This is a genomic window from Haliea alexandrii (assembly GCF_003719295.1).
Taxonomy (GTDB): domain Bacteria; phylum Pseudomonadota; class Gammaproteobacteria; order Pseudomonadales; family Halieaceae; genus Haliea; species Haliea alexandrii.
In genome coordinates this window covers 53643-76876 of the sequence record NZ_RFLW01000003.1, presented here as the reverse complement: position 1 = coordinate 76876, position 23234 = coordinate 53643, and the positions used below count along the sequence as shown (strand labels likewise).

Genomic DNA, 23234 nt, shown 5'->3' with positions numbered 1-23234 from the left:
TGCCCCCATGACGCCTTATTCCCTTCCGTTTGCCGCGCTGGCTTTGTGTATTGTTGCCGGCTGCCAGAGTCCGACCCCTCATCCTGCAGGGGATGACAGTTCCCCGCCACGCTCAGCGTCACACTACGATGTGGAAATCATCCGCAGCAGTTTCGGTGTGCCGCATATCACCGCCGGCGATTTCGCCAGCCTGGGTTACGGTGAAGGTTACGCCGCCGCCGAAGACCACATCTGTAATATCGGCCACTCGTTGCTTACCGCGCGCGGTGAACTGGCCCGCTACCTGGGCGCCGGGGCCGACAATGCCAACGTGGCCAGCGACGCCGTCGTCGCGGCGCTGGGTATACAGTCCCAGGCCGTGACCGCGCTCTCCCGCCAGGACAGTGACAATCGTGCCTGGTTGCGCGGCTATGCCGATGGCTACAATCGCTATCTGGCCGAACACCCGGAACAGCGCGTAGGGTCCTGGTGTGACGGTGCTGTCTGGTTGCAGCCCATTGCCGATACCGACCTCATGGCGCGTATGGTGCTGGTGGCGCAAACGGTGCCAAGAATGGCGGATGCGCTGATGGCCGCGCAGCCACCGGGGAATGCCCCCAAGGCGGCGCATCCGGTCAGCGATCGGCGCCTGGCTCGGGCCGCGGATGCCGCGAGCTTGCAGGGCATGGGGTCCAATGCCTGGGCGTTCGGCAAGGAGCGTACGGCAAATGGTCGAGGCCTGCTGCTGGGAAACCCGCACTATCCCTGGTATGGCGATAACCGCTTCTGGGAAAAACACCTGACCATTCCTGGCAAGTTGGACGTTTATGGCGGGCATTTACTGGGTACCCCCGGGGTTGCCATTGGCTTCAACCGCGCGGTGGCCTGGAGCCATACGGTCTCCGCCAGCCAGCGGCTGGTGTTCTACAAACTGGAGCTGGTGCCCGGCAAGCCCACCGTCTATCGCTATGACGGCGAGGAGCGCGCCATGCGCGAGGTGGCGGTGTCGGTTCCGGTAGTGCAGGCGGACGGCAGCCTGCAGGCGCAAGACCATACCCTGTATTTGAGCCACTACGGCCCGGTGCTGACCCTGCCCGGTATGCCCTGGACTACCAGCACGGCCTTCACCGTACGCGACGCCAACGCCGACAACAGCCACCTGCTCGCGCAGTGGCGCGACATGAATCTGGCGACCAGTATGGACAGCTTCATTGACGCGCACCGGCGCTGGAACGCCATGCCGTGGGTGAACACCATCGCCGCCAGTGCAGACGGCCGCGCTGTGTATCTGGATAACTCCACCGTGGGACGACTGAGCGATGAGGCGATTGCTCTGTGGCGTCAGCAATTGCTTGAGGACCCCCGCACGGCAAACGTTTACCAGAGCAAGGGGTTTGTCTTGCTCAACGGCAGTGACAGCCGTTTTGAATGGGTACAGGATGGTGCCGCACCGCTCGCCGGCACCGAGCCTTTCGAACGCCGGCCGCTGCTGGATCGCGCAGATTACGTGTTCAACGCCAACGACAGCTACTGGCTGAGCAATGCCAGTGCGCCCCTCACCGGTTATTCGCCGTTGTACGGGCCTGAGGCCACCGCGCGCAGCCTGCGCACCCGCATGAACGTGCAATTGATCGAAGAGGGCGACTTCACGATCGAGCGCATGCAAAGCCTGCTCTTCGAGAACGAGAGCCTGGCGGCGCTGTTACTGGTGCCGCCGCTGTTGCAGGCCTGCGAGAACGCTGTCGACCTCGCCGATGCCTGCGCCGCCCTGCGCGGCTTCAGCGGTAAGTTCGACCTGGATAGCAAGGGTGCGGTGCTGTTCCGGGAATGGCTGGCGGCCTACGCCTACGAGGATGGCATGCGCCAGGGAGATCTGTTCGCGGTGCCCTTCGATGCCGCTGCTCCGCTCACCACACCGCATACATTGGCTGACAGCCAACTGGCATTGCAAAAACTTGCACATGCCGCGGCGGTGCTGACCTCTGCGGGTTACGCCCTGGACGCACCGCTGCGTGAGGCCCAGTTTGCCTACCGCGGCGAGCGCGGCATTCCCATCCACGGCGGCAACCGCTACGAAGGGGTGGCAAACCTGATGGTGTCGGATATACCCGATCATCCCATTGCCATGCTGAGCCCCACGCGGATTGACGGCAGCGAATTGCTCACCGACGCCGGCTACCCCGTTGTTCACGGCAGCAGTTTCGTACTGACCGTTGGCTATGAAGATGACGGCCCCGTCGCCGAGGCCCTGCTGACCTATAGCCAGTCGGGTGACCCCGCTTCACCGCACTTCACGGACCAGACCGAGCTCTACCGTGACAAGCAGTTTCGAGCGGTGCGCTTTCAACGCGAAGATGTAGAGGCCGACGTGCAGTCGCGAATCACGCTGACGGCACCCAGATAGTGGCCGCGATAGGTCAGCAGGCCTTTGAATTTACAATCAGTGTGGTATGATGCGCGCCGTTCCTGAGGGGCTGCCAACGCGCAGCAATCACCGCGGGAGCGGTCTGTACGGAGAGGTGGCCGAGTGGCTGAAGGCGCGCCCCTGCTAAGGGCGTATAGGGTAAAACCTATCGAGGGTTCGAATCCCTCTCTCTCCGCCACTTCCCCAAAAACCAACGTGAATTAGCCGTCCCTGCCCAATGGCGCTAGCCATCTAACGACGGGGGGACAGCCTCTCCCTCTCGAGATCAGGCGGGCAGGCCGAGGATGCTGGCTGCCTGCGCCGGCGTGGCCACCGGGCGGCCGTGCTTTTCGCACAGGGCCACTGCCTCGAGCACCAGCTCGACATTGGAAGGCTGGCGCTCACCGTGGAAGAACTCCAAGCCCACATGCAGGTGCCCACCCCGCTCCAGGGCCGCTGCAGCCACCTCGGAACGCCCGGCGTCGCCACCCACCACCGAGACCGCCCAGGGCATGGGGCAGTCGCCCAGGATATCCAGGTACATGTCGAGTGCCTGCAGGGTAGGCGGCAGACCGAAGGGCGCGCCGAACAGGCCGTGCTCGGTGGAGAAGTAGAACTTGAGCATCGCCCCCGGCGGCACCCGCCCCTTGCGCTGAAAGGCCAGTACCGTCCGCAGGAAGCCTGGCTCGTAGATGGCAAAACTGGGGCCCAGGCCGTGCTCCGCCTGGATATCCAGGCAGCGGCCGATCACCTCGTAGCTGTTGGCGTAGACAATACCTTCGGGGCCGCGCTCCCCCATGCCACCGAGATTGATCGAGCCCGGATCGCAGATGCCGATGCGCAGGCATCCGCGCTTCGCCAGCACCGCCAGGTGCTCGTAGCTGACACCCTTGTCATCGTAGTCCACGGTGGGATAGAGCAGTGCATCAGGACGCGCCGCCAGCACGGATTCCCAGCCGGCCTGGTAGGCGTCCGCCGAGGCCTCCGGCCCCTGGCCGAAGACCGTGGTGTGATTGTGGATTACCGCCGCCCCCGCCTCGATACAGGCCAGGGCCTCGGTCCCGACCTCCTCGGGGGTGATGGGCACCCGCGGATTCTGCTCCCGGTTGGTGACCCCGTTGATGGCTGCCTCGATGATCACCGGCCCCGCTGTATTCGACATGCTGCTGCTCCCTTGTTGTCAGTCTCGCTGCACTTCAAAACCCGCTGCGGGCTCGCCCGGTTACGCGAAAATATCGGCTCTCCACCATGTCACCTCCGTCCTTGCGTTGTGTATCCCCTGGTCTCCGCGCTCGGTCGCGTCGATGGTCGCCGGCGATCGGTTCCTGGTTGCTTATAAACGCCGGCCACCACGAACAGCGCAATATGAGCGCCGGTCCAAAGGGTGGCTCCGAGTATGTGCATCAGCAATCCGCACATGTACCTCAGCCCTCGTGCTCAGCAGCCCAGGTCACGCGAGTCTTGCCCACCCGGTAGCAAGTCATTACGCGGCCGCCACCACCACGGCGACAGCCACCGCGTAGACCGCCAGCATCAGCGCACTCTCGAAACCGATGCGACCGATGCCGAACACCTCTCGCTTGAGCATACCCATCAAGAGGATAGCGGTCATCAGGATGCAGACCAGGGCCCAGGTCGTCTGCAGGGGAGCCATGCCGTGATAGATGGAGCCGCCGGGATAGCCGATGTCGGCGCTCGCCACCACCAGCATGTTGAAGCAGTTGGTGCCGAAGATGTTGCTGACCCCCAGAGTCAGGGAACCGTGGCGGATGGCGGCGATGGTGGTCACCAGCTCAGGAGACGAGGTGGCCAGGGCCGTCAGCAGGCCGCCCACCAGGGTATCCGAGAGGCCGGCCTGGTCGCTGATGCCTTTGGCCGCCTCCATCAGTATCCAGCCGGCCAGGGCGGTGAGTGCCGCCAGGGCGACAAAGCGGCCCCAGGCCGCTGCCAGCCCCTCCCGCGCGTAGGGCGCCGGGCGGTCGCGCACGGTCTGGCGCGTGGGGCGGGGGAACCACATCGGCTTTTCCTGCGTGCCGCGCACCAGGTGCAGGCCGTAAAGGTACGCCAGGGCGATCAGCGGCGTCACCGGGTGTATGCCAAAGACGCTGACCGGGGGCATGACCATCGCCAGCAGGGGCAGGCTCAGCAGCACGATCAGCAGGGCGGCGAGCATGAGAATGGCCGGGGAGGCCGCGGCGTGTTCGAGATTGGCCTGGCGGTAGAGCATGTCGGCGATGCCCAGGAACACCAGGTTGACCGCCATGCTGCCCATGATATTGCTCATGGCGAGGTCCGCGCGCGCGTCCCGCGCCGCGCTCAGTGTGGCGGCAAAGTCCGGCAGGGAAGTGGCGCCAGCCAGCAGCAGAATACCGAACATCGCCTCCCCCAGGCCAGTGCGGTCCGCCAGCTCATCGGCAACCCGGGCCAGGCGACTGCCGGCCAGCGTAATGACCAGGGCCGCGGTACAGAAGGCGACGACGCTGACAGTCAGGGCGTCGAACATTGCCGGGCCCGTTGGCTCAACCAGCGGTCCAGACGATTGGCGAAGGCCTGCTTCTCGCTGGCGGACAGGGCCGAGGGCCCGCCGCTCTGGATGCCGCTGCTGCGCAGCGTGTCGAGAAAATCACGCATGTTCAGGCGCGCCTTGATGTTTTCCCGGGTAAAGAGCTCTCCCCGCGGACTCAGGGCCAGCGCGTCCTTGCTCACCACTTCATCCGCCAGCGGAATATCGCTGGTTATCACCAGATCCCCCGCTTCACAGCGCCGGACAATCTCGTTGTCGGCGACATCGAAGCCCTGGGGGACCTGCACGCAGGAGATATGCCGCGAGGGCGGCGTCTGCAGGAACTGGTTGGCCACCAGCACCAGCGGAGTCGCCGTGCGATCGGCCGCACGGTAGAGGATCTCCTTGATCGCCACCGGACAGGCGTCCGCGTCCACCCAGATTCTCATGCCGCAGGCTCGGCCAGGTCGACACTGACCGGGCAGTGGTCGGAGCCGTGGATCTCGTTCCAGATCTCCGCCGCCTGTACCCGCTCCTCGACCAGCGCCGCGCTGCCGAGGAAGTAGTCGATCCGCCAGCCGACATTTTTGGCCCGAGCACCGGCGCGGTAGCTCCACCAGCTGTACTTGACGGTGTCCGGGTGGAGGTGACGGTAGGTATCCACGAAACCGGCGGCGACGATGCTGTCCATGCCGTCGATTTCCTTCTGGGTGTAGCCGGCACTTTTGTTGTAGTTGGGTTTGGGACGTGCGATATCGATATCGCGGTGGGCCACGTTGAAATCCCCGCACATCAGTACCGGCTTTTCCTGCTGCAGCGCCTGCACGAAATCGAGGAAGGCCCGGTCCCAGGTTTCCCGGTAGGGCAGGCGCAGCAACTCGCTGCCGGAATTGGGGGTGTAGACAGTGACCAGGTAGAAGCTCTCGAACTCAGCGGTGAGCACCCGCCCCTCCGCATCGTGCTCGGGCAGGCCAATATCGGCAAACACCCGCTTTGGCGCCCGGCGCGTGAGGATCGCCACCCCGGAGTAGCCCTTGCGCTCCGCGGCGTTGCTGTGCACGTGGTAGCCCTCCACGCCTTCCAGCGCAGCCACCACCTGATCGTCCTGGGCCTTGGTTTCCTGCAGGCAGAGGATGTCCGCGTCCAGGGTATGCAGTGACTGGGCAAAATCCTTTTTTATCGCGGCGCGGATGCCGTTGACGTTCCAGGAGGCAATTCGCATGGGTTCGATCCAGTTCCGGAAAAGGCGCTCTATATAGCACGCCCGCGGGCGGGACTCAAAAATTCGCAGAAACGTTCTCGCCACTTGCCATCGTTCTCGTCGTTACAATTTTCTTCGGTATCGAAGCGAACCTGCCGACGGATGTCCTTGATGGGTATCCCCACGGATGCAAGCTCAGCCTGTATCAAGGTGCACATCGCCTCCCTGTCGGATGTCGCCAGCTGCGCATTGGTCTCGTAAACACAGACTATCGTCAGCGATGCAGGAAACCGCTGATAGTTCACGAGGTGGGTCAGCCAGCTGAAGCCCTCAAATCGCGCCAGGGCTATTTCACAGGCATCGGTCAAGGCCTTTATGACCAGATTCTCGGTCTTCCTGTCGGTCTTGCGCATCGCGCGGTCTCCATGACGTATCAGAGATGGTTGTAAGCCCTGTCCAAGGCAGGGCGAGAGGTGGTATGAATCACGTGTCTACGGCCGTCGGGAATCAAGGAGCGTGTTTATACGTGTCTGCGCTGGAGGCTCACTCTCACGATCGGTGAACGTGAGGATGACCCCGGGCAAACCTCGTCACTTAAACTCGCGCTCCTCCAGCGCCCTTCGCAAGCGAAGTCCACGCACATATCCTTGATGAAATGGTCCGAAGAAAGCAAGCAGCTCAATGGCGAGGGGTAAAATAGCATGCTTCAGGGTTCGAATTTCTCGCTCTCGCCGCTTTCCCCCTTCAGGGCTGGATGGTCCAGCTAGTTGACATACGCATCGCTGCCAAAGTCAGGGCAGGCGTCAACGATTTCCCGCGTCTGCAGTTCCATGCGGGTATCTGCCAGCCAGCATTCGTCGAATATCGAGCAGTAGCAATAGCTTAGTGCGCCTCTCGGCTTGCTGATGGCGTCAACCAGCTTCCGCGCAAGGTCTGCATCCGTTGTGCCGAAAATGATGACCGTTTCGTCGGGTCGAAGGACACGATTGCTGATAAAGTTCCGGCTGATCGCGGCTTCAGGGTCCCCTTCCACGCTGGCAACCAACTCTGACCAGTTGCGTGCTACATTGCCATCAACGCTCACGCGAACATCGCGCATCTTCGCGGGACCAACGCCGGAGTTGGTAAAGGCTAAAGAGAATCCCGCCGTGTCGCCCCTATCGTAGTCCTCAACCATCAGCTGCACAAAAGGCCAGACGGCCGCTGCGGTGTGCTGGCGAACCGCGGCAGATTCTGTAAGCGCCGCATAAAGGGCGATGACAGCGACTACGATACCCACCACCGAGAGGATAGTCTGCCAGAAGGTCAGGCGTATTATGTGTTGCTCGGCGCGTAACAGGGAGGCGGTGTCGGCTGAGTCAACTTCGCTTGAAGGTGTTTCTTCATCAGTCATGCGTGGAATCCCCCATGCCTTTTCGCAGTCACCCGAGCGGACGTGACCCGGCATCCGGTTCAACTGCCATGGGTGGTATGCCTGCTATCTAGCCTACTAAATACATCGCAAGGAACCATACGTCACGGCGTGGGGGCCGACAAGTGATTTGCCGTGGTCTAGTCCTGAATGCTGATTCTCCAACCGGATGACAAGGACAGAGTCTGTCAGGAAAGCTTCGCCGGGTATCAGGCCCGGACGATGCTGCGGGACGTTTCGCTCACATCAATAGCGATCGGTTGGCGGCGGGCGCCACGCTGCTGTTCAATGCGCAATGGAGCCGCCAAAAACGCTCTCGATGGTGTCCGAGCGCTGTTTGAACAACGCTAGCCACTCTGGGTGCGTGGCGACATAAAGGTGCTCTTTCTCTACTGCTGCAAGGGTGATCTCAGCCACTTTCTGCGGTGACAACATTCTGGAGTAGGTGTCGTCAAAATCCGTCTCCATCGAGCCGCTGTGGTGTGCATCGGTGTCTGCTTGCGTGTGTGCCAGGCCTTCACTGCGGTCGAAGCGGTTGCGTTCGCTCGCGAAAATTCGGGTATCCACTACGCCGGGGCACAGTATGGATACGCCGATGGACGAGCCGGCCAGTTCCTGGTGCAAGACTTCGGATAGCCCCACGACCGCATACTTGCTTGCCACATAGGCGCCAAATCCTGGCAGGGGGACAAGGCCTGCCATAGAGGCTGTGTTGATGATATGCGAGGCAGCATTCTGCCGCTTGAGCATCGGCATAAAAGCCTCAATTGCGTGTGTTATTCCGGTGACATTGACAGACCACACCCACTCCCAGTCGGCCGCACTGCACTCCGCCACCGGGCGATTGATGGAGACACCGGCGTTGTTGCACAGCAGATGGCATTCGCCGAACGCCTGTCGCGTGCGCTCAGCGAGGTGCTGTACTTCATCGCGGTGAGCGACGTTAACCGCCACTGCAAGCGTCTTGCCGCCGTGGACGCGGAGTGCAGTCGCCGTGCGCTCGGCGGCGTTGCGCTCAATGTCGGCGGCGACCACATGCATGCCGCGGCTGGCGCAGGCGTGCGCCAGTGCTTCGCCGATTCCGCTGCCAGCACCGGTTATCACGGCAACTTGTCCTGCTTTCAGTTTCACCGTTCAGGCTCCGGTAGAAAAAGTGTTCAACGGCCTTTGAACACGGGCTTTTCCCGGTTCTTGAAGGCTAGTAGTGCGGTTTTATGATCCTCTGTCAGCATCGTCAGGTTCTCATAGGCGCCCGATCGGTCGATGATCGCATTCGCCAGTAATTTCAGACCGGCATTGATGGAGCTCTTGGTCCAGCGAATAGCGTACGGCGCACCATCGGCCATGCGTTTTGCCATTGCGTCAACGGTGGCATCCAGCTCCTCTTTGGGCACCGCCTCGGTGATCAGGCCGTACTCTGCAGCGGTCGCGCCGTCGATGAAGTCGCCGGTCAACAGGTAGCGTTTGGCGCGGGCGTAGCCTATCAGCTGCGGCCAGATGACGGCGCCGCCATCACCGGCGACCAGACCTACCGACACATGTGGGTCGGCGAATTTTGCATCCGGGGTGGCGTAGATAAAGTCGCAGAACAGCGCCAGCGTGCAGCCAACCCCGACAGCGGGTCCGGTCACCTTGGCGATGATGGGTTTCTCCAGGTCCAGCAGGGAGTTCTGTATTTTCCGGTCATTGAGGATGCTGTTGGCGGTGGCTACTGGGTCACCGTTGATATCCATCAGCCACTCAAGATCACCGCCGGCGCAGAATGCATTGTTGGCACCGGTGAGAATAACCACATCGGTGTCGGTATCGCGATCAATGTCGGAGAAAATCCGCGACAGCTCCTCGTGCACGGCGGGATTAACTGCGTTTTTCGCCTCCGGCCTGTCCAGTGTCACGGTCAGTATCCGGTTTTTCTGGGTGATTTTCAGAGCCTTGTAGTTGTCCTGGTAGTTCATTGTTGCGTCTCCATCTGTTTCGGTCAGGGTGTGAGTTGGCGTGAGGCGTCAAGGTCCGAGTGGCTTGCTCATGTGAATGTCAGTTGACACCGCGTCGTCGCTGGTAGCCGACTCTTCCCCCATCTGCAGATCGTCATGCGGGGGTAGACTCAGCGCCGCGATCGTGGCCTCGCGCAACAGGAACTTCTGTATTTTTCCTGACAGGGTCTTCGGGTAGGCGTCGACGAACCGGATATATTTGGGTACCTTCCAGCGCGAAAGCCCCTTTGCACACCAGCTGCGTAGCACCTCTGAATCGACGTGGTCCGGGTGGCTCGGGATGATCACGGCACAGACTTCTTCGCCGTACTTCGGATCAGGCAGTCCGATTACGGCGGCCTCGGCGACGTCCTTGTGCTGTAGAAGGAACGTCTCAATCTCTGAGGGTGACAGGTTTTCTCCGCCCCGGATGATCATTTCACTGGCGCGGCCGACAATGCTGATATAGCCGTTGGCGTCCATTGTTGCCAGGTCGCCGGACCGTAACCAGCCGGCGTCGGCGAGTTTGTCCTGTGGGCCCGTGTGGTTGAGGTATCCCAGCATCTGGCCGGGACCCCGATAGCAGAGCTCACCGGCCTGGCCACAGGGCAGGGTGTCGCCCTGGCCGTCGACAATATTGAAGCTGACGCCGGGCAGTGGCCTGCCGCTGGTTCTGGATTTGATAGCGGCGTTATCGGAAGCCACAGTGCTGCAGCTGACGCCGCTGGTTTCGGTCTGTCCGTACCCGTTGATGATGTCGACACCGAAGGCCTCTTCGCACTGCCTGATCAGGCGTGCCGGTACAGACATGCCGCCGGCGACAATGTATCTAAGTGAGGACAGGTCCCTGTCGTGAAAGCTGGGGTCCTCCATCATCGCGGTGAGCATTGATGGTACGCCGATGAATCCGGTACAGCGTTCGCTTTCCAGTATGTCCAGCGTGCGACTTGCCTTGAAAATATACAGTGGCAGTGTGGTGGCACCTACCAGCGCCGCGCCTGGTGTCGAGTTCCCCGAGCCGCCTACGTGGTACAGCGGGAATCCGTGACACACTTTGTCTCCGCTGCCGAAACCCCAGGCCTTATAGGAATTACGCGCGGTTGTGGCAATTCCCCGGTGGGTCAGCACCGCGGCCTTTGGCTGTCCAGTTGTGCCGGAGGTATACTGGATCATGAACGGTGAATCTGGGTGTACTGACGGCAGCGCCTGCAGATCCAGGTCCGGTTGTGCCATCAGCCGGGGAATGCCTCGGCTCAGGGAGTAGATGCCCGTGAGTTTTGGCAGGTTTATAGCTACCTTGTCGACAATGCTGCGCAGTTCGACGTCTGCGACCCGGTCCGCGTGAAAGATCGCGCGCACTCCAGCCGTGTGTAGCGCGAAGGCGAGTTCCGACTCTTTGTACAACGGATTCAGCGCCACGATAACCATGCCGGCCTTGGCAATTCCGTATTCCAGAAAGATCCACTCCGGATTGTTCGGTGCCCATATCGCAATGTGGTCGCCCGGTGCATAGCCTGAGGCGAGTAAAGCCTTGGCGAGTGCCGTGGCCCGCTCTTCGAGCTGGATATAGCTGACACGGATATTTTCGACCTCACTGTGGCAGGCATAAACCACCGCCTCGCGGTGGGGGTGCTCGATAGCGAGTACGCGTAACAAGCCTCCGATGGAGAGGTCCACTGGGCGCGCCTCATCCGGGTTCGCCAACCACAGTGATTCTGATGTACTTCCGGGCATAACGCTGTTTCCAAGTACGCCTGCTGAACGGCATTCTGATGGTGTGTGCGCCGATACTAAAATGAGTAAGAACTCACAGTGAACTCGCTTTAGGGAGTGTGCCGAGCTGATGGTGAGGCGCCGGGTGAGTGCGTAAAGCGAGTAAAAGCTGAACCGTAGTTCGATTACGTTAGGACTCACCGCCATCGATCCGAGACGGCGTTCAGGCGGTGTCGCATGACCGCGCCACGCTCCCTGAAGAGTTGACAGCCATGACCTCTATTCCCGAAAAGATACAGCACTGGATTGGCAAGCCGGTGATATCACTCGCGTCCGTCATGACGGTGGAGCAGGGGCTTTGGCTCAACTACTGCGTTGCCGTGGAGGATGGCAACCCGCTGTACTGGAAGCCTGCAGGAGAGGTCGATGGTATGGCGCCGATCGCACCGCCCGCGATGCTGCCGTCATGGATGATTGATCACGAGTGGTCACCTGATCCGGAACACCAACCGCTGCGCACGTTGGAACTGCACTTCAAGCTCAAGGATGAACTCGGCCTGCCTTTTGGCGTGGTGACGGCGGTGGAGCTGGAGTTTCACGAGCCCGTGCGGGCAGGGGATCGACTGCGTGCCGAGCAGGTGCTGCTCGATGTCAGCGACGAATATCAGACACGCATGGGTCCGGGACGACGCTGGTCGATTGCGGTTCACTACTATCATCAGAACGAAGCGCTGGCGGGTGTGCAGACCCTGCACTTTGTCAGCTATCGAAAGGACGGTGCGCCATGAGTAATGAGCAGCTGGAACCGCGGGCCGGTGCCAGGTCGGTCGATAGTCCCTGCCCCGCCGCAGGCGACAAGCTACCTGAGCGACCGATACACATCACTCGGAAGATGATCATTATGGGTGCCACAAGTTCCAGGGACTGGCAGCCGATTCATCACGATGGCGAGTGGGCGCGGGAACGGGCCGGCCTACCCGACATAATTATGAACAACTACACACAGGCCGGCTGGCTCAGCCAGTATCTGACGAGCTGGAGCGGACCGCGGGCGCGCATCGCTCGCATCAAGTTTTCCATGCGCAGCCCTCTGTGCCCCGGTGATTATGCAGTGCTCCGTGGCGAGGTTGCTAGCGTCATTGATGCAGAAGCTGTCCTCTGGGTGGAACTCAGTCTTGCTATACAGGTCGGCGAGCGCGTTGCTACTACGGCCTCCGCCAAAATCGCGCTTCCCTGCGGGCAGCAAAGCTCGCCCTGGCAACTCAGTGGAGCCGCTTGGCGACCCTGATTCAGCGGTCGGCTGTAAAGCGAGTGTCAACTGAGTGAGCGCTCATATTAGTATTTTTTCATGCCGGCGCAGTAACCGCGCTCTGATCACCAAGATCGCGTGCGGACGCTTCGATCACTAACCGTTGCCGGGGCAGCGTATGTCCAATGGACGCTATGCGCCCTGGCCACTAGAACAAAGAGCGTGTGGAATGGACCTTGGTTTCAGCGAAGAACAAGTGATGTTGCGCGATATGACTCGCAAAATCTGTGAAGAGATGATGCCGCTGACGGTGCTGCGCGAACACGAGGGAGCCGAGCCTGGATACTCAACAGCGTTCTGGCGACAACTCGGAGAGCTAGGCCTTACCGGCATCGCGATTGATGAGAGATACGACGGGATGGGGTTGGGGGCGGTTGAATCCGCGATAGTTGCTGAAGAGTTTGGTCGCGCACTGGCAGTCTCACCTTATTTGGGTAGCTCTTTGCTGGCGGCCAGCCTGATCGAGCACGCGGGAAGTGAGCCACAAAAGGCCGCGTGGCTGGCAGCAATTGCGCGCGGTGTCCGCGTGTTCTCGATTGCCGTATCAGAGCCAGGGAATAGGGCTGACAAGGAGGGCATAACCGCCTCGATACAGCGTATTGAGGGCTCTGTCGTTCTGACTGGCGCAAAGCAACTCGTACCGTTCGCCGCCACCGCGGACACACTGCTTGTGCTTGCCAGACTCGAAGGTGCAGCCGGCCAGGTTGTTGCAGTTGTGGTGGAGCGCGCATCGCTGGACAACGGCATGGCGGATGGGACAGTAGAAATGGCCTATCAGGCAAATCACGCGAAGGACCCGCTATACGGCATAACGTTTCACAACTTCCATTTGCCGGGCGGGCAGCTGCTGGGGGAGGGTCGCTGCGTTTGGTCGAGCTGGGAGGCGGCCATGGCGCAGCACATGCTAGCCCTGGGCTCCTACGCGATCGGCGCGGCGGAGCGCGTGCAAGGGATCAGTGTGGAGTACGCCAAATATCGGCACGCGTTCGGTCGGGCTATCGGCGGTTTTCAGTCCATCGCACATTATCTCGCAGACATGGAAGTCGCCATCGAAGGTGCTCGTACCCTTGTATACCAGGGTGCCTGGTACAGGGACGAGAACAGGCCTTATCGGCACCTTGCGGCGATGGCAAAGTTACAGGCCTGTGATGTGCTCTGTCGTGTAGCTGCCGTGGCCATTCAGGTTCACGGTGGCCTGGGCTATACCACCGAGGCCGATCCGCAACTTTTCTACCGGCGTGCCAAGCAATTGGAGCTGACGCACTGTGGACCGGACTGGCTGGAGAAGCAGATCGCGGATCACCTTTTCGCCGAGCGTGAGTGCGCCTGAATGGGCACCCATTCCTACCTGGTTCCACGTCCTCAGCCATCACACAAGGGCAGCATGCAGTGATATTTGAATCCCTTCGGTATGAAGTGTCTGGTGGTGTCGCCCTGATCACTCTGGACAGGGAGCACCGGCACAATGCGATAGATGCCGCGATGGACCGTGAGCTGCCGCAGGCCTGGACGGCGTTCAATACCGATCCGAATGCCGTTGTGGCGATTGTGACCGGGGCGGGAAATCGCTCTTTCTGTAGCGGCGCTGATATCGGGGACATACCGGCGCTGGACCTGTCCAGTAGTGCTGCCGCCAGCGACAGTATGAAGTGGACCTCGCGACACAACGATGTGTGGAAGCCTGTGATCTGTGCAGTCAATGGACTGGTAAACGGGGCCGGACTGCACTTCCTGGCAGACAGCGATATCGTCGTCGCCGCTGATACAGCGACGTTTTTTGATAGCCACGTCAACGTCGGTCTGGTGTCTGCCCTTGAATCGGTGGCACTGGCACGTCGTATGCCACTCGAGGCAGTACTGCGCATGGCGCTGCTAGGCTCCAGGGAGCGCATGTCTGCGTCGCGGGCGCAGCAGTGCGGATTGGTGGGAGAGGTGGTTCCCGCTGACCAGCTGTTGGACAGGGCCTTCGCGATAGCGCGGCTGATGCTGGAAAACTCGCCTGCTGCAATGGCGAGAACCAAGCGCGCAATCTGGGCTGCCAAGCAAGGCAGCCTGGATGAGGCGCTGCAATACGCATGGGAACTTGTCATCGAGAACAATTCTGGCGCGGACTATGAAGAGGGGCTACGAGCGTTCACTGAGAAGCGACCGCCTTGCTGGCAGCCCTACCCGCCGGACGTTCGTTAGAGCAGCAGAGGATGCTATGTCGTATCAGGAGATAAGCTATGACGTGGATCGCGGTGCCGCCCTGGTCACACTACAGCGCCTGGAGAAACTGAATGCCTACACACCCGACATGGGTGAGGAACTCGTGCATGCCCTGCGTCGGGCGATCGGCGATGAGGCGGTGACCGCGATTGTGCTGACGGGTGCCGGGCGCGCATTTTGCGCCGGTGCCGACCGGGGTTTCTACAGCGGTGAGCAAGGACGATGTGGATTGCGGCTAGGAGAGGAGCACTTTCTCAATGGCTTTGTGACTGAACTGGCCGCCTGTGAGAAGCCGTTGATTGTCGCAGTGAACGGCGTCGCCTCAGGTATCGGTGCCACCATGCTGCTGCCGTTCGATATCCGACTGGCGTCGGACAACGCGGCGCTCGATTTTCCGTTCGCCAGGCTTGGTGTCTCCCCCGGGTTTGGTTCCAGCTATTTTCTGCCGCGTCTGGTCGGGGTGGGCTCGGCCAATGACATCCTGTTGAACAGTCGCAAGTTGAGTGCGCAGACCGCGAAGGCTCTCGGGCTGTTGCAACAGATCATCGCCCCCGATCAGTTGCTCAGTGCGGCATTGGCAATGGCCAGATACATTGGTGCCTCGCCACCCGGTATTGTGGCGTGCTGTAAGCAGCTACTTAGCAGCGGCTGTGATGGTTCGCTGACAAATGCCATTCAGCGTGAACAGTTCGCTGCCCGCGAAATGATCAGCAACTTCCAAAGCCAGAAGCACTAGCGCCGTGAGCGGTGTGCGGCCGCGGATAACAGGAGAAATGACTATGCAGGAAATCCGGTTTGACGATCTGTCGACCCTTTCGGCGATGGTCTCACAGGAGTGGGGTCATTGGAGCAGACCAGTAGCGGTGAGCCAGGACATGATCAATGTGTTTGCCGAGATGACCGGCGATCGGCAGTGGATTCATGTCGACGTCGATCGGGCACGCCGTGAGGGACCTTTCGGCGAAGCGATAGCGCACGGGTTTCTGGTGCTGGGCATGTCAACCCTGATCAAAAATACGGGTGACTACATCATCGTTGGACACGGCTCGGCTCTGAATTACGGGCTGGAGAAAGTACGATTTGTAAGCCCGGTGCCTGCCGGCGCTCAACTACACGGCCATACCCGCATTGTTGCGGTGGTCGAGGAGAAGGGAGGCGTGATGCTGACTGTAGGCGTGGCGATTCATGTCGTCGGCAAGGAAAGGCCCGCTGTCTGTTTCGACTGGAAACTGTTGTACCGGCAGTGAGCTGAGCTTCGATCCAGCAGGCACTGTGACGATCACCTGGCAGAGCACACCGCGGAGTCACCAATGATAGAGAATATTCCACTACCGGAGACGGACGACCCGGTCGATGCACCTTTCTGGGAGGGCACGCGACGAGGTGAGCTGTGTATCCAGACCTGCCTGCAGTGCGGTCGGATGCGCTTTCCACCGCGCCCGATGTGCCCTTCTTGCCAGTCGGGGGCCAGTCACTGGCAGCGCGTATCCGGCCGCGGCAGGGTCTGGTCATTTGCCGCGCCCAGCTCGCCGCTGTTGCCGGCCTTCGAAAAAATGACGCCCTATGTGGTGGCTCTAGTCGAGCTGGAGGAATTGCCGTCGCTGCGCATGATCGGAGCCGTTCTGCTCACCGCCGGCGGAGAGGTCAGCGGTGTCTCTGCAGCGGATGTACACATCGGTGCTGCGGTGAATGTTGATTTCAGGCAGTACACCGACGATGTCGTCATGCCGTGCTGGGTACTGGCATGAAGGTACGCATGTGGTCGTACGCGCGTGAATAGCGACGAAATGCTGCCGATACCGCCATCTCCCGGTGCTGTCGGCGAAGAGTAGATAACTGAGAGGTCTGGTTCTGTGAATATCAAATCGGTTGGCTATATGGGGATAGGCGCCTCTGATCCAGTGAAGTGGCTGGCATACGGTGTCGACGTAATCGGTATGATGCCGGCGCGCGCGATACCCGGGCAGGGCTGGGGCGTGCCACAACACTCCGATCTTAAAGCCACGGACGGTGTTGGGCCGGATGGTTCGGTGTACCTGAAGATGGATGAGCGTCAGTGGCGCCTGGCAATCCACCCCACGCTGGGACGGGAGGGCCTGCTGTATCTGGGTCTTGAGGTGGAGGACAAGTACGCGCTTGAGCGATCAGTACAGGAGCTCGCCGGCGCCGGTATCGAGGTTAGCGTTGGCACAGAGGCACAGGCGTTTGCGCGCTCGGTCTCTGGTATCGCGTACCTACGTGACCCGGCTGGAAACGCGCTGGAGCTCTACTACGGCCCAGTGCAGGACTATAAATTCCACTCGCCAGTCGGCGGCCAGGAGTTCGTCGCCGGGCATCTCGGTATCGGTCATATGAATATCTTCGTCGAAGACCTTGAGGCGAACTACAACTTCTATACCCGAGTGCTCGGCTTCCAGCTGTCGGATTATATTCGCATGGGACCAGACAGCGCGTTGAAATTCATGCGCTGTAACGAGCGGCATCACAGTATCGCCATTATCGGCATGGGCGATGTCAACGGCCTGCAACACGCCATGTTCGAGATGCAGACAATCGACGATGTGGGGAAGGCACTGGATCGCGCACTGGCCGCCGGTATCACCATCACCAGCAGCCTGGGTCGTCATCGGAATGACGGAATGTTGTCGTTCTATATGCGCAGTCCATCTGGCTTCGATGTGGAGATCGGCTGCGGGTGCCTGCTGATCGATGACAGCTGGACGGTTAACGAGTTCTGTGAGGGCGACGTGTGGGGGCATCACGGCCTGGTGGATGCGGTGATGGCATCGTGTGAGTCCCTGCGCACAGTCGACGAGTAGTTCAGGTTTTGCAAGGGAGCCACAGCATGAGTACAGACACCTCGAACCAGCCAGGCGTAAACACCGTCCTGCAGGACTATGAGCTGAACGACCGATACCTGCGACAGCGGGGGCGCGTCTACCTGAGCGGATCACAGGCGCTGGTGCGCCTGCCGATGATGCAACACCAGCTGGACGCCGCGAGTGGTCTTGATACCGCGGGCTTTATTTCAGGCTATACCGGGTCGCCGCTGGGTGGCTACGATACGGCGCTGAAACAGGCGCATCTCCAGCTGGAACAGCACCAGATCCATTTTCAACCCGGCGTCAACGAGGATCTCGGTGCCGCAGCCGTATGGGGTTCGCAGCAGGTGGCGACTGTCGGGCAACAGAAGCACGACGGTGTCTTTGCGCTCTGGTATGGCAAGGGTCCGGGTGTCGATAGATCCGGGGATGCGCTCAAGCACGGCAGCTACTCAGGCAGTGCTAGAAACGGTGGTGTGTTGGTACTCGCGGGTGATGATCACGGTGCCAAATCATCGACACTTGCGCACCAGAGTGATCACGCATTCATTCACTTCGGCATGCCCTACCTGAACCCATCGAGTGTGCAGGACTACCTCGATTTCGGGCTGTATGGCTTTGCACTGTCGCGTTACTCGGGCTGCTGGGTGGGCATGAAATGTGTAACCGACACGATAGAGAGCTCGGCGTCGGTCAGCGTCGACATCAGCGACTTCAGCACTGTGACACCGCAGGACTATACGCTGCCCGAGGGCGGTCTTAATGCCGCTGGGGCCATACCCGCGAAGGCGGCTGAAGTGCGGCACTACGAGCAGCGCTTGCCGGCGGTACGTGCGTTTGTACGAGCCAATGGGCTCGACAAGGCGATAGTGACGCCCCGCGAACCGCTGCTGGGTATTGTCACCACCGGTAAAGCCTATCTGGATGTCATGCAGGCACTCGCACAACTGGGTCTTGACCCAGCCATCTGCAGCGAAACCGGTATCGGTATATACAAGGTCGCCATGCCGTGGCCACTGGAGCCGCAGAATATTATGCGGTTCGCGCGTACTTACCGTGAACTGCTGGTGATCGAGGAGAAACGCCCGGTTATCGAAGAGCAGTTGGCGAGTCTATTTGTCAACCTGGACAAGCGGCCCGTGTTGATTGGCAAACGTGATGAACAGGGCAACCCGCTGGTCAGCGAGGTCGGCGAACTGGAGCCGCGCGGTTTGGCGAGTATTCTACGGCGGCGGCTTGCGGGCCTGCTACCCGATGCAGATACAGTACTGCGGCAACTCCCTGCGATAGAGTCCGCGCAGGGTCATGCGGCCAGCGGCGCGGGCCTCAGTCGTAAACCGAGTTTCTGTGCCGGCTGCCCCCACAATACCTCCACTAACCTGCCCGACGGCAGCATGGCCTTCGGCGGCATCGGCTGTCACGGCATGGCCACTTTTCTGCCGGAGCGACGCACACCGACACTGTTTCACATGGGTGCGGAGGGTGCGCCGTGGATCGGCATCGCGCCCTTCACCACGCAGGAGCATCTTTTCCAGAATCTGGGCGATGGCACCTACTACCACTCGGGGCTGCTGGCCATTCGCGCAGCGGTTGCCGCCGGTGTCAATATCACCTATAAAATACTGGTCAATGACGCTATTGCGATGACCGGTGGCCAGGAGATTGAGGGCAAGATGCGTGTTGATACCTTGAGCCGCCAACTGGAAGCGGAGGGGGTACGTCGCATTGCCGTCATGGGGAACGATCCAGATAGCTACCGTCCCTTCCGCCACAGTTTTGCCAGTGGTGTCACACTGCATCACCGCGATGAGCTGGATCAGGTGCAGCGCGAGTTGCGCGATGTCAAGGGTGTGTCAGTGCTGGTTTATGATCAGTTCTGTGCCACTGAGTTGCGGCGTCGGCGCAAGCGCGGAAAGGCCGAGGATCCCAATCGCAGGATCTTCATAAACCCCCGGGTCTGTGAAGGTTGTGGTGACTGCAGTATCCAATCCAACTGTATCGCGGTGGAACCTGTCGACACCAGGTACGGTCGAAAACGACGCATCAACCAGTCAGCCTGTAACAAGGATTTTTCCTGCACGAAGGGATACTGTCCCAGCTTTATCACTGTTACAGGGGGCACGCCGCGCAAGCGCAGTGTGACGGCAACCCAGGGGTTTGACCTGGAGGCGGCAATTGCGGCCCTGCCGGCACCAGTAAGTGCTTCGTCTGAGACGCCTTTTAGCCTGCTGATCACCGGCATCGGTGGTTCGGGGGTGGTCACCCTGGGAGCGCTGATCGGCATGGCGGCCTTCCTGGAGGGCAAGGGCTGTTCCGTGCTCGATGTTGCCGGCCTCGCACAGCGCAATGGACCGGTGACCAGCCATATCCGGGTCGCGGATCGGCAGGAAGATATTTTCGCCACCAGGATCGTGAAAGCCGACCTATTGCTGGGTTGTGACATTGTCGTTGCCGCCAGCGATGATGTCGCAGAAAAAATGCACGCGGGTGATACGCGCGCGGTGATCAACAGTTGTGTTACGCCAACTTCTGATTTTGCCACCAACCCGGATCTCAACCTATCCGCCGAAACCATGATCGCCGGAATCGAGGCACTGCTCGCCGACGGCGCCGCTGAGTTTGTGCCCTCTGCCGATATCGCGACCCGGCTGATGGGAAATGAGGTGGCGGGCAATATGTTCTTGGTGGGCTACGCGATGCAGAAGGGCTGGCTCCCGGTCGGTCTGCAGGCAGTCAGTCGCGCGATAGAACTCAACGGTGTATCGATTGAGATGAACAAACGCAGTTTGTACTGGGGGCGTCTGGCCGCTGTGGATCTGGCGGCCGTTCTGGCCGCAGCTGCGCCCGCGGGGGCAGAGGTCGACACGATGGAACAGCCGACACTGGCGACCTTAATCGAACAGCGCTGCATCGAGCTGCGTGAATACCAGAACACCAACTATGCCGAGGTTTATCGCGGCTTTGTGAACAGGGTGATGGCGCACGACGCGTCAGTGAACCCGGGCGATGGTCAGCTCTCGACGGCAGTGGCTAACTACCTGTTCAAGCTGATGGCCTACAAGGATGAGTACGAAGTGGCGCGCCTGCACAGTTCGCCAGCACTGGCGGAGGCGCTGCGCGAGACCTTCGAGGGTGAGTTCAAACTGACCTTTCACTTGGCACCTCCGGCCTTGGGCGGCGTTGATCCGGCCACTGGGCGCTACCCTAAGAAGGCTTTCGGAAGCTGGATGCTGCCGGTATTTCGCGTGCTCGCGAAGCTCAAGGTGCTGCGCGGTACCGCGCTCGATCCCTTCGGTTACTCGGCGCATCGCAAGCTGGAGCGCGCGCTGATCGGGGAGTACCAGGCGACCATCGAGAGTCTCCTCACGGACCTGACAGCAGACAATTATGCTCTGGCGGTGGAAATCGCATCGGTCCCGGAGCAGATACGGGGCTATGGCTCGGTGAAAGAGCTACACCTGGTGCGGGCACAGAGACGTCGGGAACAGCTGCTGTCGGAGTTCGCTGCAGTCGCGCGCAGTGGCGGCCGGCCCGATCGGGAAAAAATCATGGCCGTTGACGTCGGGTGAATGGCATATGCGGACTGCGCGGGAGGCGAGAATGAAGTTACTCGAAGGTAAGGCGGCAATCGTAACAGGCGCTGGTCGCGGCATCGGCCGCGGGCACTGCGAGCACCTGGCCCGCGCGGGTGCAGCCGTCGTTGTTAATGACATCGATGGACAACAGGCGCACGAAGTGGTGCGGGCGATAGAGGATGCCGGTGGGCGCGCGATCGCCTGTGACGCCAATGTTGCCTCAAGGGACGGGACAGAGTCGTTGGTCGATGCCTGCCTGCGTACTTTCGGCAGTGTTGATGTGCTGGTGAATAACGCCGGCAACCTGCGCGACAGAAGCTTTCTGAAAATGACCGATGACGAGTTTGACGCAGTGTGGCAGGTGCATGTCAAGGGCACCTTCTGGTGCAGCCAGACGGCTGCACTTGCCATGCGGGAACAGGGTCGCGGCGGCGCCATTGTCAACACTACGTCCGGCGCACACTTCGGCAGCTTCGGACAGACCAATTACGCGGCGGCTAAAGGCGCCATCGCCTCTATGACCTACACCTGGGCGTTGGAGTTGAGCCGCTACGGCATTCGCGTCAACGCCATCGGGCCACTGGGTACGACGCGGATGTCTGAAACCTATCGCGACGCCGCAGGCAACGAAGTACAGCTGCCGTATATTGATCCCGCCCTTAATGGGCCGCTGGTGGTGTTCCTGTGCAGTGACCGGGCCGCGACGGTAAGCGGGCAGGTATTCGGCAGCGGCGGCGAGCGGGTGGCGCACATGGTGCAACCGCATTATGGCAAGACGCTGATCAAGGCGGGCGGTTGGGATCTCGAGTCCATCGACCGCTCGATGATTGCTCAGTTGCAGGGAGAGTTCGGTGCGCTGGGCATGCTGGGTAAACCTTATCCGTTTCATCACGGTGTGGGAGCCGCTGACCAGTGAGCACAGCCATAGTGAGTACTCCAATTCTGTATGACTTGGGAGAATGCCATTGTTAAAAGACAGGACAGCCATAGTCGGGATCGGTGAAACAGATTTCGCGAAACGACTGGATGATACCGAATGGGGGCTGGCCTGCACCGCGATCAAGGCCGCACTTGATGATGCCGGCATTGCGCCATCGGAGGTGGATGCCATGGGATGCTTCACTCAGGAAGCTACACCTGAATTTGAGATCGCGCGCAGTCTGGGCTTCGGCGATGTACATTTTTTCAGCCAGACGGCGCACGGTGGCGGCGCCGCTTGTGGTGTTGTAGGGCAGGTAGCACTGGCCGTGGCCAGCGGGGTTGCGAATGTCGGTGTGGTGTGGCGTTCGCGAAAACGCGGAGATCCCGGCAAGCGACAGTGGGCGGGGGTGCAGGAGCGAGTCACCGACCACTGGAAGTGGTCCCGCTGCCAGGGCCTGTTGCGACCGGTCGATGAAATCGCGATCACTGCGCGCCGCTATATGCACGATTTTCAGGTGACACGAGAGCAGCTAGCCGAGGTGGCGCTAACCCAGCGCTTGTACGCAGCCAGGAATCCAAGGGCCATCATGCGCGACAAGCCCATGGCGCTGGATGACTACATGACTGCCCGCATGATTTCGGACCCGCTGTGCCTGTTTGATAACTGTCTCGAAAGTGACGGTGCAATTGCGATGGTGATCGTACGCTCTGACGACGTATGTGCGGCGACGCAGCGGCCAGTCTACATTCATGCGTTTTCACAGGGACTCTCGCCGCAGCACCAGCTGATGACAGATTTTCACGGCGACGACCCATTGCGCAGTTCGTCCTACAGTACCGCAGCGAACTTGTGGCGGCAGTCCGACATTCAGGCGCAGGACATCGATGTGGCTCAGTTTTATGACGCGTTCTCCCCGATGGTGCTGTATTGCCTGGAAGCGTACGGCTTCTGCGGGCGCGGCGAAGCGGCTTCCTTTGTCGCCGATGGCGGTATGTCGCTGAGCGGTGCGCTACCGGTCAATACCTCAGGTGGAAGCCTGTCCGAGGTCTATCTGCATGGGATGAACCTGCTCAGTGAGGCCGTGCGGCAGCTGCGCGGGAGCGCTGTCAATCAGGTGCCGGGCGCGCGCTCCTGTCTGGTGACGACCTGTGACAGTACACCCAACGGCGCATTGGTGTTGCGCGGCGCATAGTCGACGGCTTCGGTGCTCTTAT

The 23234-nt window shown here is 60.7% G+C and carries 21 protein-coding genes and 1 tRNA gene; 13 read left to right on the top strand and 9 right to left on the bottom strand.

Features of this window, described 5'->3' with window-relative positions; translation table 11 throughout:
- Nucleotides 1-7: 7 nt before the first annotated feature.
- Together EGJ68_RS12725 and EGJ68_RS12720 are read left to right on the top strand one after the other, a co-directional pair.
- On the top strand, nt 8-2383 hold the full coding sequence (locus EGJ68_RS12725) for an acylase (protein ID WP_123034953.1): 2376 nt from the start codon (nt 8-10) through the stop codon (nt 2381-2383).
- Nucleotides 2384-2492: 109 nt separating this feature from the next.
- Nucleotides 2493-2582 (top strand) — tRNA-Ser (locus tag EGJ68_RS12720).
- Nucleotides 2583-2669: 87 nt separating this feature from the next.
- Here EGJ68_RS12720 and EGJ68_RS12715 read toward each other — a convergent pair.
- The 9 genes from EGJ68_RS12715 to EGJ68_RS12675 form a co-directional block, all read right to left on the bottom strand.
- Entirely contained in the window at nt 2670-3545 is an 876-nt protein-coding gene (locus EGJ68_RS12715) for a BKACE family enzyme (RefSeq protein WP_123034952.1), read from the bottom strand.
- A 321-nt stretch (nt 3546-3866) separates the two neighbouring features.
- Nucleotides 3867-4886 (bottom strand): sodium:calcium antiporter, encoded by a 1020-nt coding sequence (locus EGJ68_RS12710; RefSeq protein ID WP_123034951.1) that lies wholly within the window; start codon nt 4884-4886, stop codon nt 3867-3869.
- Complete coding sequence (locus tag EGJ68_RS12705) at nt 4871-5335, bottom strand: YaiI/YqxD family protein (RefSeq protein WP_123034950.1); 465 nt, start codon at nt 5333-5335, stop codon at nt 4871-4873. Before EGJ68_RS12705 ends, EGJ68_RS12710 begins: the two co-directional genes overlap by 16 nt.
- Nucleotides 5332-6108, bottom strand: coding sequence for an exodeoxyribonuclease III (locus EGJ68_RS12700; RefSeq protein WP_123034949.1), 777 nt, complete (start codon nt 6106-6108; stop codon nt 5332-5334). The genes EGJ68_RS12705 and EGJ68_RS12700 overlap by 4 nt, the downstream gene beginning before the upstream one ends.
- 29 nt (nt 6109-6137) lie before the next feature.
- Nucleotides 6138-6500 carry a hypothetical protein gene (locus EGJ68_RS12695; protein WP_123034948.1) on the bottom strand — a complete coding sequence of 121 codons (363 nt, stop codon included), beginning with the start codon at nt 6498-6500 and terminating at the stop codon, nt 6138-6140.
- Nucleotides 6501-6850: 350 nt separating this feature from the next.
- On the bottom strand, nt 6851-7480 hold the full coding sequence (locus EGJ68_RS12690) for a hypothetical protein (RefSeq protein WP_123034947.1): 630 nt from the start codon (nt 7478-7480) through the stop codon (nt 6851-6853).
- 303 nt (nt 7481-7783) lie between these two features.
- On the bottom strand, nt 7784-8629 hold the full coding sequence (locus EGJ68_RS12685) for an SDR family NAD(P)-dependent oxidoreductase (protein ID WP_123034946.1): 846 nt from the start codon (nt 8627-8629) through the stop codon (nt 7784-7786).
- 26 nt (nt 8630-8655) lie between these two features.
- Nucleotides 8656-9453, bottom strand: a complete 798-nt coding sequence (locus EGJ68_RS12680) for an enoyl-CoA hydratase/isomerase family protein (RefSeq protein WP_123034945.1) — start codon at nt 9451-9453, stop codon at nt 8656-8658.
- A gap of 48 nt (nt 9454-9501) precedes the next feature.
- Nucleotides 9502-11205, bottom strand: coding sequence for a class I adenylate-forming enzyme family protein (locus tag EGJ68_RS12675; protein WP_158283651.1), 1704 nt, complete (start codon nt 11203-11205; stop codon nt 9502-9504).
- 251 nt (nt 11206-11456) lie between these two features.
- Here EGJ68_RS12675 and EGJ68_RS12670 point away from each other — a divergent pair, with 251 nt between their 5' ends.
- The 11 genes from EGJ68_RS12670 to EGJ68_RS12620 all read left to right on the top strand — a co-directional run bounded on the left by EGJ68_RS12670 (nt 11457) and on the right by EGJ68_RS12620 (nt 23212).
- Complete coding sequence (locus EGJ68_RS12670) at nt 11457-11972, top strand: alkaline phosphatase family protein (RefSeq protein ID WP_123034943.1); 516 nt, start codon at nt 11457-11459, stop codon at nt 11970-11972.
- Nucleotides 11969-12472 (top strand): MaoC/PaaZ C-terminal domain-containing protein, encoded by a 504-nt coding sequence (locus EGJ68_RS18515; RefSeq protein WP_123034942.1) that lies wholly within the window; start codon nt 11969-11971, stop codon nt 12470-12472. Before EGJ68_RS12670 ends, EGJ68_RS18515 begins: the two co-directional genes overlap by 4 nt.
- Nucleotides 12473-12662: 190 nt before the next feature.
- The gene (locus EGJ68_RS12660) at nt 12663-13823 is read left to right on the top strand and encodes an acyl-CoA dehydrogenase family protein (protein WP_158283650.1); all 1161 of its coding nucleotides are present in this window, start codon (nt 12663-12665) and stop codon (nt 13821-13823) included.
- Between the two features lie 59 nt (nt 13824-13882).
- Entirely contained in the window at nt 13883-14680 is a 798-nt protein-coding gene (locus EGJ68_RS12655) for an enoyl-CoA hydratase/isomerase family protein (protein ID WP_123034940.1), read from the top strand.
- Nucleotides 14681-14696: 16 nt separating this feature from the next.
- On the top strand, nt 14697-15437 hold the full coding sequence (locus EGJ68_RS12650; protein WP_158283649.1) for an enoyl-CoA hydratase-related protein: 741 nt from the start codon (nt 14697-14699) through the stop codon (nt 15435-15437).
- 43 nt (nt 15438-15480) lie between these two features.
- Entirely contained in the window at nt 15481-15948 is a 468-nt protein-coding gene (locus EGJ68_RS12645) for a MaoC family dehydratase (RefSeq protein WP_123034938.1), read from the top strand.
- Nucleotides 15949-16011: 63 nt separating this feature from the next.
- A complete protein-coding gene (locus EGJ68_RS12640) occupies nt 16012-16449 on the top strand; it encodes a Zn-ribbon domain-containing OB-fold protein (protein ID WP_123034937.1) in 438 nt (145 codons plus the stop codon).
- Nucleotides 16450-16554: 105 nt separating this feature from the next.
- Nucleotides 16555-17520, top strand: a complete 966-nt coding sequence (locus tag EGJ68_RS12635; RefSeq protein WP_123034936.1) for a VOC family protein — start codon at nt 16555-16557, stop codon at nt 17518-17520.
- Between the two features lie 26 nt (nt 17521-17546).
- Nucleotides 17547-21092 (top strand): indolepyruvate ferredoxin oxidoreductase family protein, encoded by a 3546-nt coding sequence (locus EGJ68_RS12630; protein ID WP_123034935.1) that lies wholly within the window; start codon nt 17547-17549, stop codon nt 21090-21092.
- Nucleotides 21093-21123: 31 nt separating this feature from the next.
- Nucleotides 21124-22014: an SDR family NAD(P)-dependent oxidoreductase gene (locus tag EGJ68_RS12625; RefSeq protein WP_123034934.1), complete on the top strand. Its 891-nt coding sequence runs from the start codon at nt 21124-21126 to the stop codon at nt 22012-22014.
- Nucleotides 22015-22063: 49 nt separating this feature from the next.
- Nucleotides 22064-23212 (top strand): thiolase C-terminal domain-containing protein, encoded by a 1149-nt coding sequence (locus EGJ68_RS12620; RefSeq protein ID WP_123034933.1) that lies wholly within the window; start codon nt 22064-22066, stop codon nt 23210-23212.
- Nucleotides 23213-23234 lie beyond the last annotated feature (22 nt).

What these genes read in the sequence shown, in the direction of transcription:
- EGJ68_RS12630 (WP_123034935.1), top strand. Translation starts at nt 17,547, where the DNA reads ATGAGTACAGACACCTCGAACCAGCCAGGCGTAAACACCGTCCTGCAG.
- EGJ68_RS12700 (WP_123034949.1), bottom strand. Translation starts at nt 6,108, where the DNA reads ATGCGAATTGCCTCCTGGAACGTCAACGGCATCCGCGCCGCGATAAAA.
- EGJ68_RS12645 (WP_123034938.1), top strand. Translation starts at nt 15,481, where the DNA reads ATGCAGGAAATCCGGTTTGACGATCTGTCGACCCTTTCGGCGATGGTC.
- EGJ68_RS12650 (WP_158283649.1), top strand. Translation starts at nt 14,697, where the DNA reads ATGTCGTATCAGGAGATAAGCTATGACGTGGATCGCGGTGCCGCCCTG.
- EGJ68_RS12640 (WP_123034937.1), top strand. Translation starts at nt 16,012, where the DNA reads ATGATAGAGAATATTCCACTACCGGAGACGGACGACCCGGTCGATGCA.
- EGJ68_RS12625 (WP_123034934.1), top strand. Translation starts at nt 21,124, where the DNA reads ATGAAGTTACTCGAAGGTAAGGCGGCAATCGTAACAGGCGCTGGTCGC.
- EGJ68_RS12705 (WP_123034950.1), bottom strand. Translation starts at nt 5,335, where the DNA reads ATGAGAATCTGGGTGGACGCGGACGCCTGTCCGGTGGCGATCAAGGAG.
- EGJ68_RS18515 (WP_123034942.1), top strand. Translation starts at nt 11,969, where the DNA reads ATGAGTAATGAGCAGCTGGAACCGCGGGCCGGTGCCAGGTCGGTCGAT.
- EGJ68_RS12675 (WP_158283651.1), bottom strand. Translation starts at nt 11,205, where the DNA reads ATGCCCGGAAGTACATCAGAATCACTGTGGTTGGCGAACCCGGATGAG.
- EGJ68_RS12680 (WP_123034945.1), bottom strand. Translation starts at nt 9,453, where the DNA reads ATGAACTACCAGGACAACTACAAGGCTCTGAAAATCACCCAGAAAAAC.
- EGJ68_RS12690 (WP_123034947.1), bottom strand. Translation starts at nt 7,480, where the DNA reads ATGACTGATGAAGAAACACCTTCAAGCGAAGTTGACTCAGCCGACACC.
- EGJ68_RS12695 (WP_123034948.1), bottom strand. Translation starts at nt 6,500, where the DNA reads ATGCGCAAGACCGACAGGAAGACCGAGAATCTGGTCATAAAGGCCTTG.
- EGJ68_RS12670 (WP_123034943.1), top strand. Translation starts at nt 11,457, where the DNA reads ATGACCTCTATTCCCGAAAAGATACAGCACTGGATTGGCAAGCCGGTG.
- EGJ68_RS12660 (WP_158283650.1), top strand. Translation starts at nt 12,663, where the DNA reads ATGGACCTTGGTTTCAGCGAAGAACAAGTGATGTTGCGCGATATGACT.
- EGJ68_RS12710 (WP_123034951.1), bottom strand. Translation starts at nt 4,886, where the DNA reads ATGTTCGACGCCCTGACTGTCAGCGTCGTCGCCTTCTGTACCGCGGCC.
- EGJ68_RS12715 (WP_123034952.1), bottom strand. Translation starts at nt 3,545, where the DNA reads ATGTCGAATACAGCGGGGCCGGTGATCATCGAGGCAGCCATCAACGGG.
- EGJ68_RS12725 (WP_123034953.1), top strand. Translation starts at nt 8, where the DNA reads ATGACGCCTTATTCCCTTCCGTTTGCCGCGCTGGCTTTGTGTATTGTT.